The 16,445-nt window shown below is 72.6% G+C and carries 14 protein-coding genes; 9 read left to right on the top strand and 5 right to left on the bottom strand.

Going from position 1 to position 16,445, the window contains the following annotated elements; all coding sequences use genetic code 11:
- Positions 1-8 precede the first annotated feature (8 nt).
- The 3 genes from CHF15_RS31520 to CHF15_RS31510 form a co-directional block, all read right to left on the bottom strand.
- Positions 9-1,652 (bottom strand): M4 family metallopeptidase, encoded by a 1,644-nt coding sequence (locus CHF15_RS31520; protein WP_089227312.1) that lies wholly within the window; start codon positions 1,650-1,652, stop codon positions 9-11.
- Between the two features lie 240 nt (positions 1,653-1,892).
- Positions 1,893-2,681 (bottom strand): crotonase/enoyl-CoA hydratase family protein, encoded by a 789-nt coding sequence (locus tag CHF15_RS31515; protein WP_089227311.1) that lies wholly within the window; start codon positions 2,679-2,681, stop codon positions 1,893-1,895.
- A 36-nt stretch (positions 2,682-2,717) separates the two neighbouring features.
- Complete coding sequence (locus CHF15_RS31510) at positions 2,718-3,914, bottom strand: alginate lyase family protein (protein ID WP_089227310.1); 1,197 nt, start codon at positions 3,912-3,914, stop codon at positions 2,718-2,720.
- A 306-nt stretch (positions 3,915-4,220) separates the two neighbouring features.
- Between CHF15_RS31510 and CHF15_RS31505 the strand changes: the two genes are divergently transcribed.
- Complete coding sequence (locus CHF15_RS31505) at positions 4,221-5,015, top strand: SDR family NAD(P)-dependent oxidoreductase (RefSeq protein WP_089227309.1); 795 nt, start codon at positions 4,221-4,223, stop codon at positions 5,013-5,015.
- 119 nt (positions 5,016-5,134) lie between these two features.
- On the opposite strand, the gene CHF15_RS31500 is transcribed toward CHF15_RS31505, so the two are convergent.
- Entirely contained in the window at positions 5,135-5,572 is a 438-nt protein-coding gene (locus tag CHF15_RS31500; RefSeq protein WP_089227308.1) for a subtilase-type protease inhibitor, read from the bottom strand.
- Positions 5,573-5,871: 299 nt separating this feature from the next.
- Complete coding sequence (locus CHF15_RS31495) at positions 5,872-7,440, bottom strand: cellulose binding domain-containing protein (protein WP_089227307.1); 1,569 nt, start codon at positions 7,438-7,440, stop codon at positions 5,872-5,874.
- A 261-nt stretch (positions 7,441-7,701) separates the two neighbouring features.
- On the opposite strand from CHF15_RS31495, the gene CHF15_RS31490 reads away from it, so the two are divergent.
- The 8 genes from CHF15_RS31490 to CHF15_RS31455 all read left to right on the top strand — a co-directional run bounded on the left by CHF15_RS31490 (position 7,702) and on the right by CHF15_RS31455 (position 16,407).
- Complete coding sequence (locus tag CHF15_RS31490) at positions 7,702-9,414, top strand: hydrogenase maturation protein (protein WP_089227306.1); 1,713 nt, start codon at positions 7,702-7,704, stop codon at positions 9,412-9,414.
- Positions 9,415-9,782: 368 nt separating this feature from the next.
- A complete protein-coding gene (locus CHF15_RS31485; protein ID WP_089227305.1) occupies positions 9,783-10,868 on the top strand; it encodes an NADH-quinone oxidoreductase subunit B family protein in 1,086 nt (361 codons plus the stop codon).
- 66 nt (positions 10,869-10,934) lie between these two features.
- The gene (locus CHF15_RS31480; protein WP_089227304.1) at positions 10,935-12,719 is read left to right on the top strand and encodes a nickel-dependent hydrogenase large subunit; all 1,785 of its coding nucleotides are present in this window, start codon (positions 10,935-10,937) and stop codon (positions 12,717-12,719) included.
- Positions 12,716-13,237, top strand: coding sequence for a hypothetical protein (locus CHF15_RS31475; protein WP_089227303.1), 522 nt, complete (start codon positions 12,716-12,718; stop codon positions 13,235-13,237). Before CHF15_RS31480 ends, CHF15_RS31475 begins: the two co-directional genes overlap by 4 nt.
- Positions 13,234-13,887, top strand: coding sequence for a DUF5947 family protein (locus tag CHF15_RS31470; RefSeq protein ID WP_089227302.1), 654 nt, complete (start codon positions 13,234-13,236; stop codon positions 13,885-13,887). Before CHF15_RS31475 ends, CHF15_RS31470 begins: the two co-directional genes overlap by 4 nt.
- Positions 13,884-14,531, top strand: coding sequence for a DUF6084 family protein (locus CHF15_RS31465; RefSeq protein WP_089227301.1), 648 nt, complete (start codon positions 13,884-13,886; stop codon positions 14,529-14,531). Before CHF15_RS31470 ends, CHF15_RS31465 begins: the two co-directional genes overlap by 4 nt.
- Complete coding sequence (locus CHF15_RS31460) at positions 14,528-15,892, top strand: hypothetical protein (RefSeq protein WP_089227300.1); 1,365 nt, start codon at positions 14,528-14,530, stop codon at positions 15,890-15,892. Before CHF15_RS31465 ends, CHF15_RS31460 begins: the two co-directional genes overlap by 4 nt.
- On the top strand, positions 15,889-16,407 hold the full coding sequence (locus tag CHF15_RS31455) for a hydrogenase maturation protease (protein WP_245939134.1): 519 nt from the start codon (positions 15,889-15,891) through the stop codon (positions 16,405-16,407). Before CHF15_RS31460 ends, CHF15_RS31455 begins: the two co-directional genes overlap by 4 nt.
- The last annotated feature ends 38 nt before the right edge of the window (positions 16,408-16,445 follow it).

Below are 16,445 nucleotides of genomic sequence, written 5' to 3'. Positions count from 1 at the left end.
GCGCGGCGTCAGTTGACGCTGACGGCGGACCAGGCGGCGGCCACGGCGGCGTACTCGGCGCTCGAGGCGCCGTAGAGGTCGGTGGCGGCCTTGAGGGTGGCGGTGCGGGCGCCCGCGTAGTTGGTGCCGGAGGTCATGTAGACCGTGAGGGCCCGGTACCAGATCTTGCCGAGCTTGTCGCGGCCGATCCCGCCCACCGTGGAGCCGTTGCAGGTGGGGCTGTTGTAGCTGACGCCGCCCACCGTCCTGGCGCCGCTGCCCTCGGCGAGCAGGTAGGCGAAGTGGTTGGCGACGCCGGAGGAGTAGTGGACGTCGAGGTTGCCGACGCCGGAGCTCCAGCAGTCGGCGGAGCTGCCGTCCTTGGAGGGCTTGTCCATGAAGCGCAGCGCGGGCTGGCCGAAGCCGGACTTCACGATGCGCTCGCCGATGAGGTAGTCGCCGGTGTCGGAGGAGTTGCCGGCGTACCACTCGACCAGGGTGCCGAAGATGTCCGAGGTGGCCTCGTTGAGGCCGCCGGACTCCCCGGAGTAGGTGAGGGCCGCGGTGCGCGAGGTGACGCCGTGCGACATCTCGTGCCCGGCGACGTCGAGGGCGACCAGCGGCCCGAAGGTGGTGCCGTCACCGTCGCCGTAGGTCATGCAGAAGCAGCTGTCGTCCCAGAAGGCGTTGTTGTAGTTGCTGCCGTAGTGGACGCGGTTGTACGAGCCCTTGCCGTCGCCGGCGATGCCGCTGCGGCCGTGGACGGTCTTGTAGTAGTCCCAGGTCTCGTCGGTGCCGTACTGGGCGTCGACGGCGGCCGTCGCGCGGTCGGCGGTGGTGCCGGTGCCCCAGTGGTTGTCGGCGTCGGTGAACAGGACCGCGGGGGCCCGGGAGAAGCAGATGCCGAAGATGCACAGGTCGGTCTTGTTCTGCGCGTCGCCGGTGTAGGTGTTGCCGCGGGTGGGGTCCTTCAGCTGGTAGGTGCTGCCGCTGAGGGTGGTCTCCAGGGACACGGTGCCGCCGTAGAGGGACTTGCCGTCCCCGGCGGCGGTCTCCAGGGCGTCCCAGGCGTCGATGCGGGCGCCGGTGCGGGCGTCGGTGAGGACGACGCGGGCGGCCGGGTTGCCCAGGCTGTCGAGGCCGACGGCGGTGGTGCGCCAGGCCAGGCGGGGCGTGCCGTGCAGGGCGTCGACGATGAGCTGCGGCTTGGCCTTGGCCTGCCGGAAGGCGGTGCCGCGGTGGGCGGAACGCAGCGCCGCCAGCCCCTTGTCGGCGGCGGTGGCGGCCTTCACGGACGGGCTGGTGCTCGGTACGGCCAGGTCGGAACGGGTGGCCCGCTCGGCGCCCTCGTAGGCGCCGCCCGGGGCGAGGTGGACGACGAGGTCGCCGCCGAGGACGGGCAGTCCGCGGTAGGTCCGGTCGTAGCGGATGTGCTGGGCGCCGTCGGCGTCGGTGACGACGTCGCGGACGGTCCTGCCCTGCGCGGCGGTGACGGCGAGCCGGGTCGCGTTGGTGGTGACGGCGGCGTCGGCGCGGGCGACGCCGGTGGCGCGGGAGGGGAGGTCACGGCCGGACGCGGACGCCGCGGACGGTGTCAGGAGGGCGGCGGTGACGGCGGTCGCGGCCAGCGCCGCGGATATGGCGGTCGCGGCACGTCTGGTGCTGGGCTGCATCGTGCTCCTCTGGTGGGGGGGCGTGCGCGGTCCCCGCATCTACGTCCGGCCACGGTGGGGCGGGCCCGGGTGCGGAGGTGAGGCGGTGCCAGATTTAAGTGCCCATGACATACGGATGTCCAGAGCGCGTCCGTGGTCCACACACGGGAACCGGCCGAAGTCCACACGGCGGTCACGTCTCGGGCGCAGGTCAGCCGGGTGACCGGCGCGGAACGGCCCCCGTCGGTCGTCCCGCGCCGGTCAGCTCCCGTCGAACGCGCCGTGCCTCCCGGCCCCCGCCGAGAAGCGCGCCGCGCCCTCCCCCGCCTCCGCGAGTGACACCCGGCCGTGCCGCAACTCCGCCTCGAGCGCGGCCGTCTCCTCCAGCCCCTCGGCCTCCAGCACCGCGAGCCGGTCGTGCCGCAGGCAGGTCTGCGGGAAGGCCGCGATCTCCGCGGCGAGCCGCTCCGCCTCGGCGCGCGCCCCGCCGGCCGGGACCACCCGGTTCACCAGGCCCATGGCGTACGCCTCGGCCGCGTCGACCGGACGCCCCGTCAGGATCAGGTCCATCGCCCGCGAGGTGCCGATCAGCCGCGGCAGCCGTACCGTCCCGCCGTCGATCAGGGGCACGCCCCAGCGCCGGCAGAACACCCCGAGCACCGCGTCCTCCTCGGCGACCCGCAGGTCGCACCAGAGGGCCAGTTCCAGGCCGCCGGCCACCGCGTGGCCCGAGATGGCCGCGATGACCGGCTTGCCCAGCCGCAGGCGGGTGGGCCCCATGGGCCCGTCCCCGCCGCTCCTGTCGCTCCCGTCCACCACATCGGTCACCTCGTTGCCGCGCGGGGTGCCGATGGCCTTGAGGTCGGCACCCGCGCAGAAGGTGCCGCCCTCGCCCCACAGCACGGCGACGGACGCGCCGGGGTCGGCGTCGAACTCGCGGAAGGCGTCGGCCAGTTCACGTGCCGTCGGTCCGTCCACGGCGTTGCGCGCCTGAGGGCGCGAGAGCACCACCGTGGTGACGGGTCCGCTGCGCTCGACACGTACGGGCATGGCCGGTTCCCTCCGCCGCCGATCACCTCTGCCGGATCAGGAGAGGTTATCGCCGTGGGTCAGGGTCTCCCAGGCGACGAAGAGGTTGTTGCTGCCGGCCGGGCGCTGGGACTCGGTGAGCGCCTGGGTGTTGGTCATGGCGATGCCGAGCCGGTTGTGCAGCGCGTTGTAGCCGACCTCGGTGACCGGCCCGAGACCCAGGTTGAGGCTCCCGCCGCACAGCCAGGACGGCACGGCCTCGCCCCGCTGGTACTTGGACTGGAAGCCCAGCGCCTGCCGCAGCCGCTCGCCGACCTGCGGGTAGAGGTCCTCGCCCTGGATACGGCTGGTCTCCGCGACGTGCGAGATCGACGAGATGCCGTAGCCGGTGTGCGTGAAGTCGCGGCAGGTCTCCTGGGTCAGACCGGTCACGAAGGTGGACTGGCCCTGCCAGTAGCCGACGATCTCGTCCCGGGTGTCGAGACCGCTGCCGGGAACGGTCCTGGGCAGCGAGCCGTCGGTGTCCAGGTAGACGTACGCGGCCACGCGGTTGAGGTAGCGCGTGACGGCCTTGTCGTAGGAGGTGCGGTCGTCGAGGAAGACGGAGATGCCGACGGCGGCCTCCATCATGCTCAGTTCCCAGTTGCCGTTGCTCTTGGAGCCGTTGATGACCTCGGGGAGGTAGACGTTGCGCAGCATGGTGGCGAAGCGGTTCACGTTCGGCCAGCCGGTGTACGTGTAGCGGATGATCTCCGCCGCGCGCGGCCACACCGAGCCCGCCCAGCCGGTCTGCAGCGGGGCGTTGCTGTTGGTGTGGTCGGTGATGGTGGCCGACCAGGCGTCCATCAGCTGGATCGCCTTCTGCGCGTACTTGGCGTCGCGCGTGACGTACCAGGCCAGCGCGTTGGTGTACGCCGCGATGGCGTCCTCGCGCTCATCGGTGCAGCCGTAGTTGGGGTTGGAGTAGGAGCCGCACTCGACGACCGCGCGCGGCTTGGGGGTCCGCGACTGCGAGGCGTACTTCGACGCCATCATCTGGTCGTACGCGCCCTTCCAGGGCTGCGCCCCGGCCTGCACCTTTCCGCGGACGAAGTCGAGCTGGGCGCGGCTGACCAGGACGCCGGGGTGGCTGAAGGCAGCCGGCGCGGCCTCGGCGCGACCGCCGCCGGGCAGCGCGGCCAGGAGGGCGGCGACCAGCGCCGCGACGAGGGCGAAGACGCCCTTGGTGAGGGGACCTTGTGATCTGTGGGACATGGGGGGACGCCTTCCCAGGAGACGGCATGTTCACATGGATGAACCATGGATGCACCCGTGAACACTGCGATTGAGGGATGACGGTAGGACTAGACCAATACGCCGTCAAGTCCCCTGTCACACAGAGCCGATACCTGTCATCGTGCGGCGCGCGCCGCGACGGTGTCGGCGCGGCACGGGGACACGTATCTGACCCGCCCTCAAACGCGACTCCCGGCGAGGGCCCCGACCGGCGGCGCTCCGATGGCGACCCGGCCTCCGGCCCCCCAGGCTCGATACCCACCCGCCCATCCCGAAGGGGTCCCCATGGAACTGCAGCTCCAGGACAAGGTCGCGGTCGTCACCGGAGCCGGCAGGGGCATCGGCCTGGCGGTGACGGAGGCGCTCGCGCGCGAGGGCGTCCGGGTCGTCGCGGGCAGCCGCAGTGTCACACCCGAGGCGGAAGCCCTCCGGGACGCCTACGAGGTGACCCCCGTGGCCGTGGACCTCGCCACCCCGCAGGGCCCGGCCGAGCTCGTACGGCAGGCCGCGGAGCGCTACGGCTCCGTCGACATCCTGGTCAACAACGTGGGTTCCGGAAATTCCCGCGGCAGCTTCCTCGAGGTGGACGACGCGGAGTGGGGGCGGGTCTTCGAGATCTCCTTCTTCAGCGCGGTCCGCACCACCCGCGCCGCGCTCCCCCACATGCTGGCCGCGGGCGGCGGCGCGATCGTCAACGTCACGTCCGTCAACGCGCGCCTCCCCTACCCCATGGTCGTCGACTACTCGGCCGCCAAGGCGGCGCTGGCGAACCTGACGAAGTCGCTGTCCGAGGAGTTCGCCCCGCGCGGCGTCCGCGTCAACGCGGTCGCCCCCGGCCCCGTCCGCACGCCCTTCTGGACCGCCCCCGGGGCCTTCGCCGACCAGACGGCCGCGGCGGCCGGGACCACCGCCCAGCAGGCCCTGGACGAGGTCGTGCCGCGCAGCATGGGCATCTCCACCGGGCGCGTCACCGAGCCCGAGGAGGTGGCCGCCCTGATCGCCTTCCTCGTCTCCCCCGTCGCCGGCAACGTCACGGGCGCGGAGTTCACCATCGACGGCGGCCAGACCAAGACGACCTGACGCAGCGCCAGGACACGGAAAAACAACAGGGGCGGCCGACCCCGTCCCACGAGTCGGCCGCCCCCTCACAGGGCTCTCCCCCACGGTGAACCCCGTGGCCTTGGTTCACGGCATCGGCGTCAGAAGGCGAAGACGCCGGCCGTGTCGCTGCCGCGCAGCATGCACGGGTTGCCGAAGGTCTGCGCGAAGGTGACGCGCCGGCCTTCCCAGACCCCGTCGGCGGTGACCACGACCGGATCCCAGATCCGGGTGCAGGCCACACCTTCCGCGGCGGCGGTCATCGCCGCGAAGTCCCCGTGGACGGCGGCGAGTTCCGCACAGGCGGCCACCGGGTCCGGGTGGTCGCCGTACGGGGTGGGCCTGCAGCGCAGCACGACCGCGCGCTGTATCGTCGCCGTCGCGGGGTCTTCTCCCTTCCCCACGGACAGGACGAGCGCGGACGGCGCGTACAGGCTCGTCGCCCCGGCCGGCCTGGCCTGCGCCGAGCCTGCCGCGACCCCCGCCGAACACATCGCCGCCACCAGGGCCAGGCAGGTCCCCACCGCACTGATCCGCATAGCGAACACTCCTTCGGCACTCGATCCGGATATCGGACGTCGAGGAGTCTTGTGCATCGAGCACCCGCCCGTCACATCGCTCCGCGACTTTCGGTCACCGATTGTTCACAGTGTGTACTATCCGTTGTGTCGCACTTGCGGTGGGCTGGGCCTCCGGGTGAATGGACTCAGTGGAACCCGGGCCTCCGTGAAAGCGCCTTCACGGATCGACGACACCGTCTCCACATCGGCCGGAAAGCAGCGGGCCGCCGCCGTGTTCGCACACGACGACGGCCCGTGGGGACGGTGCCCTGGAGGTGCTATCCGGTGTAGCCCGCGAAGATCCGCGAGAACTCGTAGGGCGACTGCGGGATGTTGGTGCACATGTAGAGCGCGCCGGTGCAGGCGTTGCGGTCCCGGGTCGTCTCCCAGAAGGCGAGCATGCCGAGGTGCTTGCCCTGGGCGAAGCCCACCAACTGGCGGGCGTCGGCCTGGTCGTAGATCCGGCCGTCGTCGTTCTGCCCGAGCATCGGCGTGACGCCCACCATCGCCCAGACCTGGGCGTCGGACTTGCCGGGGTAGAGGGACTTGAGCTGGGCGAAGGTGCTGTTCGCCGCCTGGATCGCCGCGTCGCCGTAGTCGGCGCTGCGGTAGTAGTCCATCGCCATGATGTTGACGACGTCGAGGTTCACCCCGGCGTCCCGGGCCGAGCGCACGACGCCCAGTCCGTCCGCCGTGAGCCCCTCCGGGAGGACGGGCAGGGTGAGGGAGATCCGCAGCCCGGGGTGGGCCTGCTGGAGGCGGGCCAGCGCCTGGGAGCGGCGGGCGACGGACGCCGGGTCGGCGGTGGCGGCGCCCTCGATGTCGAAGTCGGCGTAGGTCAGGCCGTAGGCGTTGACCACCGCGTTGTACTCGTTGTACAGCGCGTCGACCGAGCCGCAGGCCTGGGCGAGTTCGATGCCGGTGGCGCCGCCGAAGGAGATCTTGACGTCACCGCCGGCCGCGCGGATCGCGTCGATCTGGTCCTTGTTCCAGCCGTCGCGCGGGTCGTAGGCGTTGAACCACATCGCCTTGCATGACGAGGCGGTGATGAAGGCCATGGTGAAGCTCTTCAGGCCGCTCGCCGAGGACAGCGTGGTCAGGCTGGGCGTCGGCCAGGCGCCCATGTCGACGTACGGCGCGGTGCGCACCCCGCCCGGGGGCGGGTTGGTGCCGCCGGAGGTGGTCGTCCCGCCGACCGCGCCGCTGTACGCGGAGGTGTTGCCCGCCGCGTCCTTGGCGCGGACGCGGAAGGAGTAGCCGGTGCTCGCCTGCAGCCCGGTGGCGGTGTACGAGGTGCCGGTCACGGCGACGGGGGCGCCGCCGTCCCGGGAGACCTCGTAGCCCGCGACGCTGCCGGAGTTGTCGGTGGACGCCGTCCAGCGGACGGTGAGGGAGGAGGAGGTGGCCGAGCCGACGGTCACCCCGCCGGGGACGCTGGGCGCGGTGGTGTCCGGTCCGCCGCCGGAGCCGGTGCAGGACCCGCCGTTGAGCTTGCAGTTCGCGGGTGCGCCGGTGCCCGAGGAGACCCAGCCGAAGGCGGCGGTCGCACCGGGCGCCAGCGTGCCGTTGTACTCGCGGTTCTTGAAGGTGTAGTGGCTGCCGCTCTGGGTCATCAGGGTGTCCCAGTACGAGCCGACGCTCGTCCCCGACGGCAGGTCGAACTCGACGGTCCAGCCGCTGAGGGTGGTGGTGCCGCCGTTGGTGATCGTGTACTGCCCCTGGTATCCGGTGTCCCAGGTGGCCGTCTTGACGAAGGCCGCGCTCGGGGCGGCCGCTGCGGCGGGCGGGGCGAGGAGCAGGACGAGCGCTCCGACGAGCGCGGTGACCAGGGCCAGAGTTCTTCGCATCCGGGCCTCCCGTGGGGGGAACGCGCAGTTGGTCTGTACCAAATGCATCTGGTGTAGACCTATCGAGTTGATGCGTTCGCGTCAATACATGGGACGGTCCGGGATCGCGCCGCCGCGCCACCTCAGGCGGCCGGGCCGGTGGCGATCGGGTGAACCGGCGGCCGGGCCGCACCCGCGGGCACCCGCGGGGCGGGCATCATCGCTGAAGGCCGGGGCCGGTGCTCCCCTCCCCGATCGTGCCGGGCGGCCCGGGAGATCGTCATGCACATCCTGCTCATGGCGTCGGCGTTCAACAGCCTGACGCAGCGCGTGTACGCGGAACTCGGCGAGCTGGGCCACACCGTCGCCGTCGAGGTGACACCGGACGGCGACGCCATGCGGGCGGCGGTCGTCCGCCACGAGCCGGAACTCGTCGTCGCGCCTATGCTCACGGCGGCGATCCCCGCGGACGTCCGGACCGCCCGCACCTGTCTGATCGTGCACCCCGGCCCACCCGGCGACCGGGGCCCCGCCTCCCTGGACCGTGCGGTGCAGGAGGGCGTCACCGCCTGGGGGGTGACGGTCCTGCAGGCCGAGGAGGAGATGGACGCGGGCCCGGTCTGGGCCTCGGTGGACTGCGAGGTGCCGCCGGTCGGCAAGAGCGACCTGTACCGGGGAGAGGTCTCCGACGCGGCGATGGAGGCCGTCCTGCTGGCCGTCGACCGGTTCGCCTCGGGCGCGTACGCCCCCCGGCGGCAGAGCGACCCGGCCCTCGCGGCGGCCGTCCGCGTCCGCCCGGCACTCCGCCAGGACGAGCGGCGCATCGACTGGGCCGCCGACCCGACCGCGACCGTGCTGCGCAAGCTGCGCGCCGCCGACTCCCGGCCCGGCGTCCTGGACGAGCTCCTCGGCGCCCGCTGGTTCCTGCACGGCGGCCACCCCGAGGACCGGCTGCGCGGTGAGCCGGGGAGGCTGCTGGCCACCCGGGCGGGCGCGGTGTGCCGGGCCACCCGCGACGGCGCCGTGTGGCTCCCCCGGCTGCGGCCCCGTCCCGCCCCGGGCGACCCGCCCACCTTCGCGCTGCCCGCCGTCACCGCGCTGGGCGCCCTCCTTCCACCGCTGCCGGAGGACCCGCTGCCCCCGGAACTCGCCGGCGCCCGGGACACCTGGGCCGACATCCGCTACCGCGAGGACGGCGCGGCGGGCGTCCTGTCGTTCTCCTTCCCGGGCGGCGCCATGTCCGCCGCCGACTGCCGCCGGCTCCTGGCGGCCTACCGCCACGCCCGCACGCGGCCCACCTCGGTGCTGGTGCTGGGCGGCGCCCGCGACGTCTTCTCCAACGGCATCGACCTCAAGGCCATCGAGGCCGCCGCCGACCCGGGCGCCGAGTCCTGGGCGAACATCACCGCCATCGACGACCTGGTCGAGGCGGTGCTGACCACCACCGACCGTCTGGTGGTGGCCGCGCTCGGCGGCAACGCGGGCGCCGGCGGCGTGATGCTCGCCCTCGCCGCCGACGAGGTCTGGTGCCGCCAGGGAGCGGTGCTCAACCCGCACTACCGCCTGATGGGCCTGTACGGCTCCGAGTACTGGACGTACACCCTGCCCCGTCGGGTCGGCCCCGCCATGGCCGCGCGGCTGACACGTCAGGCCCTGCCGGTCGGCGCGGCCGCCGCCCTGCGGATCGGGCTGGTGGACCGGCTGCTGATGTGCGGCCCGCAGGAGTTCGGCGCCGACGTCGCCCGTCTCGCGGCCCGGCTGGCCCGCACGGCCGGGACGCAACCCAGGATCGCCGCGAAGAAGGCGGAGGCCGAGCGCCGCGAGGCGCGGCGCACCCTGGCGTCGTACCGCGCCGAGGAGCTGGCCCGCATGCGGGAGGCCTTCTTCGACCCCCGATCCTCCTATCACGCCCTCCGCTCGGCCTTCGTGCACCGCCGCGCCCCGGCCGGGACCCCTTCGCACCTGCGGGAAGCCCCGGCGGCCTCCTGCCCCTGAGAACGCGCCCCGGCGCGGAGGCCCGGAGCCCGGAGCCGGCGACGGCGCCCAGCCGGAAGCGCCCCCGGAGCCCACGCACCGGCGCGCAGGATCCCGGAGAACGCCGCCCCGACTCGGGACACGGTCGCGGCCACCGACACGACGACGACCGCCCCGCGGCGCGCGCCGCCCGGCGGCAGCGGCCGGCCGCTGCCGCACACGGCAGGCCGCGCCCCGCACCCGTGGCCACCGCTCGGGGGTCGGCGCCGCGCATCGCGGGGCGGTCACCGTATTGGCCCCCTTCGACGTCCCCTTCCGGCGAGCCACTCGCTATCAAGGGGGATAGATGCCTTTATGTGGCATTTGTCGCTCGATGAGGAGGCATCCCGATGGATGCGACTGCTTCGACCCAGAACGACGCCGCACGGACCCCGGCAGCCGGGGACGAGCAAGCCCCGATCCACATTCTCTGGATCAACGCGGGGCTGAGTTGCGACGGAGACTCGGTGTCGCTGACCGCCGCGACCTTGCCCAGCATCGAGGAGATCGTCCTGGGCGGCCTTCCCGGCCTCCCCGAGATCCAGGTGCACTGGCCGCTGATCGACTTCGAATGCGGTCCGGTCGGGGGCGCCGACACGTTCATCGAGTGGTTCTTCAAGGCCGAACGCGGTGAGATCGAGCCGTTCGTCCTGGTCGTCGAGGGGTCCATCCCCAACGAGGCGATCAAGGCCGAGGGCTACTGGTGCGGCTTCGGCGACAACCCCGAGACGGGCCAGCCGATCACCACCAGCGAGTGGATCGACCGTCTCGCGCCCAAGGCCCTGGCCGTGGTCGCCATCGGCACGTGTGCCACCTACGGCGGCATCCACGCCATGGAGGGCAACCCGACCGGGGCCATGGGCGTGCCGGACTACCTGGGCTGGGAGTGGAAGTCGAAGGCGGGCATCCCGATCGTCTGCGTGCCCGGCTGCCCGATCCAGCCCGACAACTTCGCCGAGACCCTCACGTACCTGCTCTACCAGGCGGCCGGCTCCGCGCCGATGATCCCGCTGGACGACAAGCTGCGCCCGGCGTGGCTGTTCGGCGCGACCGTGCACGAGGGCTGCGACCGCGCGGGCTACTACGAGCAGGGCCAGTTCGCCGACCGCTACGACTCGCCGCAGTGCCTGGTCAAGATCGGCTGCTGGGGCCCGGTCGTGAAGTGCAACGTCCCCAAGCGCGGCTGGATGGACGGCATCGGCGGCTGCCCCAACGTCGGTGGCATCTGCATCGCCTGCACCATGCCCGGCTTCCCGGACATGTTCATGCCGTTCATGGACGAGCCGCCCGGCGCGCGGCTGTCGAGCACCGCCAGCGGCGCGTACGGCGCGGCGATCCGGCGGCTGCGCTCCATCACGGCAAGGACCGTGGACAAGGAGCCCAAGTGGCGTCACACCGGCCGGAAGCTCACCACCGGCTACAAGGCGCCCTGGTGACCTCCCGGCACCGAGCCGGCCACTGACCACCCACCTCCCCCGTTTGACGAAGGGCACGCACACACCATGGCTCCGAAGACGAAGACGGCCGGAGACGGCAGTGGCCTGATGGAGATGTCCTGGGATCCGATCACCCGGATCGTGGGCAGCCTCGGCATCCACACGAAGATCGACTTCAAGCAGAAGCGCGTCGCGGAGTGCTACAGCACCTCGTCGGTCTTCCGCGGCTACAGCGTCTTCATGCGCGGCAAGGATCCCCGCGACGCGCACTTCATCACCAGCCGGATCTGCGGCATCTGCGGCGACAACCACGCCACCTGCTCGGTCTACACGCAGAACATGGCGTACGGGGTGAAGCCGCCGCACCTCGGCGAGTGGATCATCAACCTCGGCGAGTCCGCGGAGTACATGTTCGACCACAACATCTTCCAGGAGAACCTGGTCGGGGTCGACTACTGCGAGAAGATGGTCCGCGAGACCAACCCGGGCGTCATGGAGCAGGCCGACCGCACCGAGTCCCCGCACGCCTCCGAGCACGGCTACCGCACCATCGGCGACATCATGCGCTCCCTCAACCCGCTCGAGGGCGAGTTCTACCGCGAGGCGCTGCAGGTCAGCCGCTACACCCGCGAGATGTTCTGCCTGATGGAGGGCCGGCACGTCCACCCCTCCACCCTCTACGCGGGCGGCGTCGGCACCATCGCGTCGGTGCAGCTGTTCACCGACTACCTCACCCGGCTGATGCGGTACGTGGAGTTCATGAAGCGCGTCGTGCCGCTCCACGACGACCTCTTCGACTTCTTCTACGAGGCCATGCCCGGCTACGAGGAGGTCGGCCGCCGCCGCATCATGCTCGGCTGCTGGGGCGCCCTCAACGACCCGGACCACTGCGACTTCACGTACGCCAACATGACCGACTGGGGACGGAAGATGTTCGTCTCCCCCGGCATCGTGGTGGACGGGAAGCTGGTCACCAACGACCTCACGCAGATCAACCTGGGCATCCGCATCCTGCTGGGCAGCTCCTACTACCAGGACTGGGAGGGCCAGCAGCAGTTCGTCACCCACGACCCGCTCGGCAACCCGGTCGACCCGCGCCACCCGTGGAACCAGCACACCATCCCCGCGCCCCAGAAGCGCGACTTCGACGACAAGTACAGCTGGGTGATGTCCCCGCGCTGGTTCGACGGCAAGGACCACCTGGCCCTGGACACCGGCGGCGGCCCGCTCGCCCGGCTGTGGTCCACCGCGCTCAACGGCCTCGTCGACATGGGCTACGTGAAGGCCACCGGGCACAGCGTGGTGATCAACCTTCCCAAGACGCTCACCAAGCCGGAGACCACCTTCGAGTGGAAGATCCCGCAGTGGAGCAACGCCCTGGAGCGCAACCGGGCCCGCACCTACTTCCAGGCCTACTCCGCCGCCTGCGCCCTGTACTTCTGCGAGAAGGCGCTCGACGAGGTCCGCGCGGGCCGCACCCAGACGTGGGAGAAGTTCGAGGTCCCGGACGAGAGCATCGGCGTGGGCTTCACGGAGGCGGTGCGCGGCGTGCTCTCGCACCACATGGTCATCCGCGACGGCAAGATCGCCAACTACCACCCCTACCCGCCGACCCCGTGGAACGCCAGCGTGCGCGACACCTACGGCACCCCGGGCCCGTACGAGGACGCGGTGCAGAACACCCCGATCTTCGAGGAGAACTCCCCGGAGAACTTCAAGGGCATCGACATCATGCGGGCCGTGCGCAGCTTCGACCCGTGTCTGCCGTGCGGCGTCCACATGTACGTCGGCGGCGGGCGCACCGTGGAGAAACTCCACGTGCCCACCGGTCTGAGCGGTATGGCCGGATGAGCGCGGAGCAGACGGCGCGGCGCGTCGAGGAGATCCTCGACGCGTTCGCGGCCTCCGGAGACGGCGAGACCGCGCGTGCCGCCGAGGAACTGGTGCGCACCCTCATGGAGTTCTACGGCGCGGGCCTGGACCGCGCGGTCACGCTCCTGAAGAACCGCTCGGCCGACCCGCTCGCCGTGCTGATGGCCGACGAGATGGTCGCGGGTCTGCTGACCCTCCACGACCTGCACCCCGAGGACACCCTCACCCGGGTCGGCCGCGCCGTGGAGGCGGCCCGGGCCGGTGCGACGGTGGGCGTCGAGCACTTCGACCCCGAGACCGGCACACTGCGCCTGAGCGCCCGCGAGGACGGGGGCTGCGGCTGCCCCAGCACCATGGACGCCACCCGGCAGCGCATCGAGGCGGCACTGTCCTGCTTCGCCCCGGAGGTGTCGGTGGTCGAGATGCCGCTCTCCGGTCCGGCGGCGGGCGAGCCCGCGCTCCTCCAGATCGGCAACCGCCCACCGGGGGCGCCATGAGCCCGCGGGCCCCCGGGGCCGGACTGCGCCGCTTCGTGGCGCCCCGGCAGCCCATGCCCGAGCGCTGCGAGCTGTGCGGGGTGGAACTGACGGGCACCCACCGGCATCTGGTCGACGCCGGGAAACGCGCGCTGGCCTGCGCCTGCGTGCCGTGCGCGCTGGTCCTGGAGCGGCCCGGTGCGGGCGGCGGCCGCTTCGCCGCCGTGCCCGACCGGGTGCTCGGCGACCCGGGCTCGGTGCCCGACGCGGCCGCCTGGCAGCGACTGCGCATCCCCGTCTCGGTCGCCTTCTTCTTCCACAACTCGGTGCTCGACCGGCCCGTGGTGCTCTATCCGAGCCCCGCCGGCGCCACCGAGAGCGAGGTCGACCCCGGCACCTGGCAATCGGTGTTCGGCGACTCGCCGCTGGCCGGCACGCTGCGTCCGGACGTGGAGGCGCTGCTGGTCCGCCGGGACCGCGACGGGGGCGACGGCGACGGCGAGTGCTACCTCCTCCCGGTCGACCGGGCCTACGAGCTGGTGGGCCGGCTGCGTCTGAACTGGCAGGGCTTCGACGGCGGTTCCGGCGCCCGCGCCGAACTGGCCGCCTTCTTCGACGACGTACGACAGCGGGCCGCACCGGTGGCGCCGCGGGAGGGGTTGCCGACGTGACCGAGCTGGACTTCGGCTGCACGGGCGTACGGGCCGATCCGTACGCCGCCGGACCGACGCTGGTCTTCCGGCTGCGGATCGCCGCCCCCGGCGGGGAGCGGGTGCACGCACTCGCGCTCCGCTGCCAGTTGCGCATCGAACCGGCGCAGCGGGGGTACGGCGACGCGGAGGCGCGCGGCCTGGGCGACCTGTTCGGCGAGCGCGAACGGTGGGGCAGCACGCTGCAGCCGATGCAGTTCGCGCAGGTGTCGCTCATGGTGCCGGGGTTCACCGGCGAGACCGAGGTGGACCTGCCGGTGCCGTGCACCTACGACACGGACGTCGCCTCCGCGAGGTACTTCGAGGCCCTGGAGGACGGCGAGGCGCCGCTGCTGCTGCTCTTCTCCGGCACCGCCTTCGTCGGTCCGGGCGGTTTCCAGGTGCAGCCCGTGCCCTGGGACAAGGAGGCGGTGTGCCGCATGCCGGTGGCGGTGTGGCGCGAGGCGATCGACGCCCACTTCCCCGGCTGCGGCTGGATCCGGCTGCCCCGTACGGCACTGGAGTCCCTGCGCTCCTTCCGCAGCGCGCACGCCCTGCCCTCGTGGGAGGCGACCGTCGAGGCCCTGCTGGCCGGTGCCGCCGCCCCGGCGGGAGGCGCCCGGTGACGGCCGCCGCGGAACGCTTCGCGACCGCCCGCCAGGCCGCCGACGCCGTCCTGTTCGAGGGCTACGTGCTCTACCCGTACCGGGCGTCCTCGGCGAAGAACCGGATGCGCTGGCAGTTCGGGGTGCTGGTGCCCCCGGTGTGGGCCTCCGCGTCCGGCGAACCCGTCCTGCAGCGCACCGAGATCCTCATGGAGCCGCGCGCGGACGCCGCGCTCCACGGGGAGCTGCGCTTCCTGCACGCCCAGCGGCGGACGGTGGAACGGATCCTGATCGACGGCGAGTTCGAGCCCACCGACGAACTCCAGCTGCCCGACCGGGTGCTGGTCCCGTGGGACGAGGGTGTGGAGGAACGCGTCGAGGTGTCCGTCGACATCGCGGCGCTGACCGCCGAGGACGTCGTCCTGCCGTTCACCGTCCCCGCGACCGAGGACAGCGAGGTCGTCAACGGCGCGGACGGCTTCCCCGCCGGGCGGGTCGTGCGGCGCCGGGAGCGCCTCGAAGGCGTCCTGCGGCTCTCGGCCGAGGAACTGCCCGGCCCCTACCGGGTGCTGCGGCTGACCGCCGTCGCGGAGAACACCGGGAGCGCCCTGGCCTCGCGCCGGGAGGAGGCGCTGCCGCACGCGCTGGTCTCGGCCCACCTGATGCTGCGGCTGACCGCCGGCTACTTCGTGTCGATGACGGACCCGCCCGAGTGGGCGAAGGCCGCCGTCGCCGAGTGCCGCAACGAGAACACCTGGCCGGTGCTGGCGGGCGACGACGGCGCGGCGAACGTGGTGCTGTCCTCCCCCATCATCCTGGAGGACCATCCGCGGATCGCCCCGGAGAGCCCCGGCGCGCTCTACGACGCCACCGAGATCGACGAGATCCTGGCGCTGCGCACCGCCGCCCTCACCGACGAGGAGAAGCGGCAGGCGCGCGGCACCGACGACCGGGCGGCCGCGGTGATCGACCTCGCCGACTCCATGCCGCCGGAGGTGATGGAGCGCCTGCACGGCGCCGTGCGCGCGCTGCGCGAGGTCACCGGTCCGCAGGACTCGCCCGCCGAGGTCCCCGAGACCCCCTGGTGGGACCCGGGCGCGGACGCCTCCGTCGACCCGGCCCGGGACCGCGTCATGGTCGGCGACACCTGGGTGGCCGCCGGCAGCCGGGTCGTCCTGCAGCCGGGACGGCGGCGCACCGACGCACAGGACCTGTTCCTGCAGGGGCGCAGCGCCCAGGTGGAGGCGGTGCTGCACGATGTGGACGGCGGGGTGCACCTCGCGGTCACCGTCGACGGCGACCCCGGCGCGGAGATCCGCCGGGAGCAGGGCCGCTTCCTGTACTTCCAGCCCGACGAACTCGCTCCCCTGGAGGACGCGTGAGCACGGGAGGCGTGCTGGTCGCGGGCATCGGCAACATCTTCCTCGGCGACGACGGCTTCGGCGTCGAGGTGGTGCGCCGGCTGTCCGGGCACCCGCTGCCCGACGGCGTCCACGTCACCGACACCGGCGTACGGGGCGTGCACCTGGCGTACCAGCTGCTCGACGGGTACCGCAGCGTCGTCCTCGTCGACGCCGTGGCGCGCGGCGGCGCCCCCGGCACGCTGCACCTCATCGAGGCGCCGCCGCCCGGCACCGGCGGCCCCGGCGAGACCCTCGTGGACGGGCACCGGATGACCCCGGACACCGTGCTGGCGCTGCTCGACACCCTCAGCGCCGGGACGGGATCCCCCAAGCCCTCCCGGGTCCTGGTCGTCGGCTGCGAGCCGGCGTGTCTGGAGGAGGGCATCGGTCTGAGCGCTCCCGTGGCCGCCGCCGTGGACGAGGCCGTGCGCCTGGTGCTGCGGGTCGTCGGCGAGGAGTGCGGCCGGCCCGCGGACCCGCACACGGTGGCCTGACCGGCCCGCCGTGGTCCCCAGACGCAGTGACGAGCAGA

This window comes from Actinacidiphila glaucinigra (assembly GCF_900188405.1).
GTDB lineage: Bacteria > Actinomycetota > Actinomycetes > Streptomycetales > Streptomycetaceae > Actinacidiphila > Actinacidiphila glaucinigra.
The sequence above is the reverse complement of the archived record's forward strand: the minus strand, read 5'-3'. Positions and strand labels throughout refer to the sequence as shown.

What these genes read in the sequence shown, in the direction of transcription:
- CHF15_RS31520 (WP_089227312.1), bottom strand. Translation starts at nt 1,652, where the DNA reads ATGCAGCCCAGCACCAGACGTGCCGCGACCGCCATATCCGCGGCGCTG.
- CHF15_RS31515 (WP_089227311.1), bottom strand. Translation starts at nt 2,681, where the DNA reads ATGCCCGTACGTGTCGAGCGCAGCGGACCCGTCACCACGGTGGTGCTC.
- CHF15_RS31510 (WP_089227310.1), bottom strand. Translation starts at nt 3,914, where the DNA reads ATGTCCCACAGATCACAAGGTCCCCTCACCAAGGGCGTCTTCGCCCTC.
- CHF15_RS31505 (WP_089227309.1), top strand. Translation starts at nt 4,221, where the DNA reads ATGGAACTGCAGCTCCAGGACAAGGTCGCGGTCGTCACCGGAGCCGGC.
- CHF15_RS31500 (WP_089227308.1), bottom strand. Translation starts at nt 5,572, where the DNA reads ATGCGGATCAGTGCGGTGGGGACCTGCCTGGCCCTGGTGGCGGCGATG.
- CHF15_RS31495 (WP_089227307.1), bottom strand. Translation starts at nt 7,440, where the DNA reads ATGCGAAGAACTCTGGCCCTGGTCACCGCGCTCGTCGGAGCGCTCGTC.
- CHF15_RS31490 (WP_089227306.1), top strand. Translation starts at nt 7,702, where the DNA reads ATGCACATCCTGCTCATGGCGTCGGCGTTCAACAGCCTGACGCAGCGC.
- CHF15_RS31485 (WP_089227305.1), top strand. Translation starts at nt 9,783, where the DNA reads ATGGATGCGACTGCTTCGACCCAGAACGACGCCGCACGGACCCCGGCA.
- CHF15_RS31480 (WP_089227304.1), top strand. Translation starts at nt 10,935, where the DNA reads ATGGCTCCGAAGACGAAGACGGCCGGAGACGGCAGTGGCCTGATGGAG.
- CHF15_RS31475 (WP_089227303.1), top strand. Translation starts at nt 12,716, where the DNA reads ATGAGCGCGGAGCAGACGGCGCGGCGCGTCGAGGAGATCCTCGACGCG.
- CHF15_RS31470 (WP_089227302.1), top strand. Translation starts at nt 13,234, where the DNA reads ATGAGCCCGCGGGCCCCCGGGGCCGGACTGCGCCGCTTCGTGGCGCCC.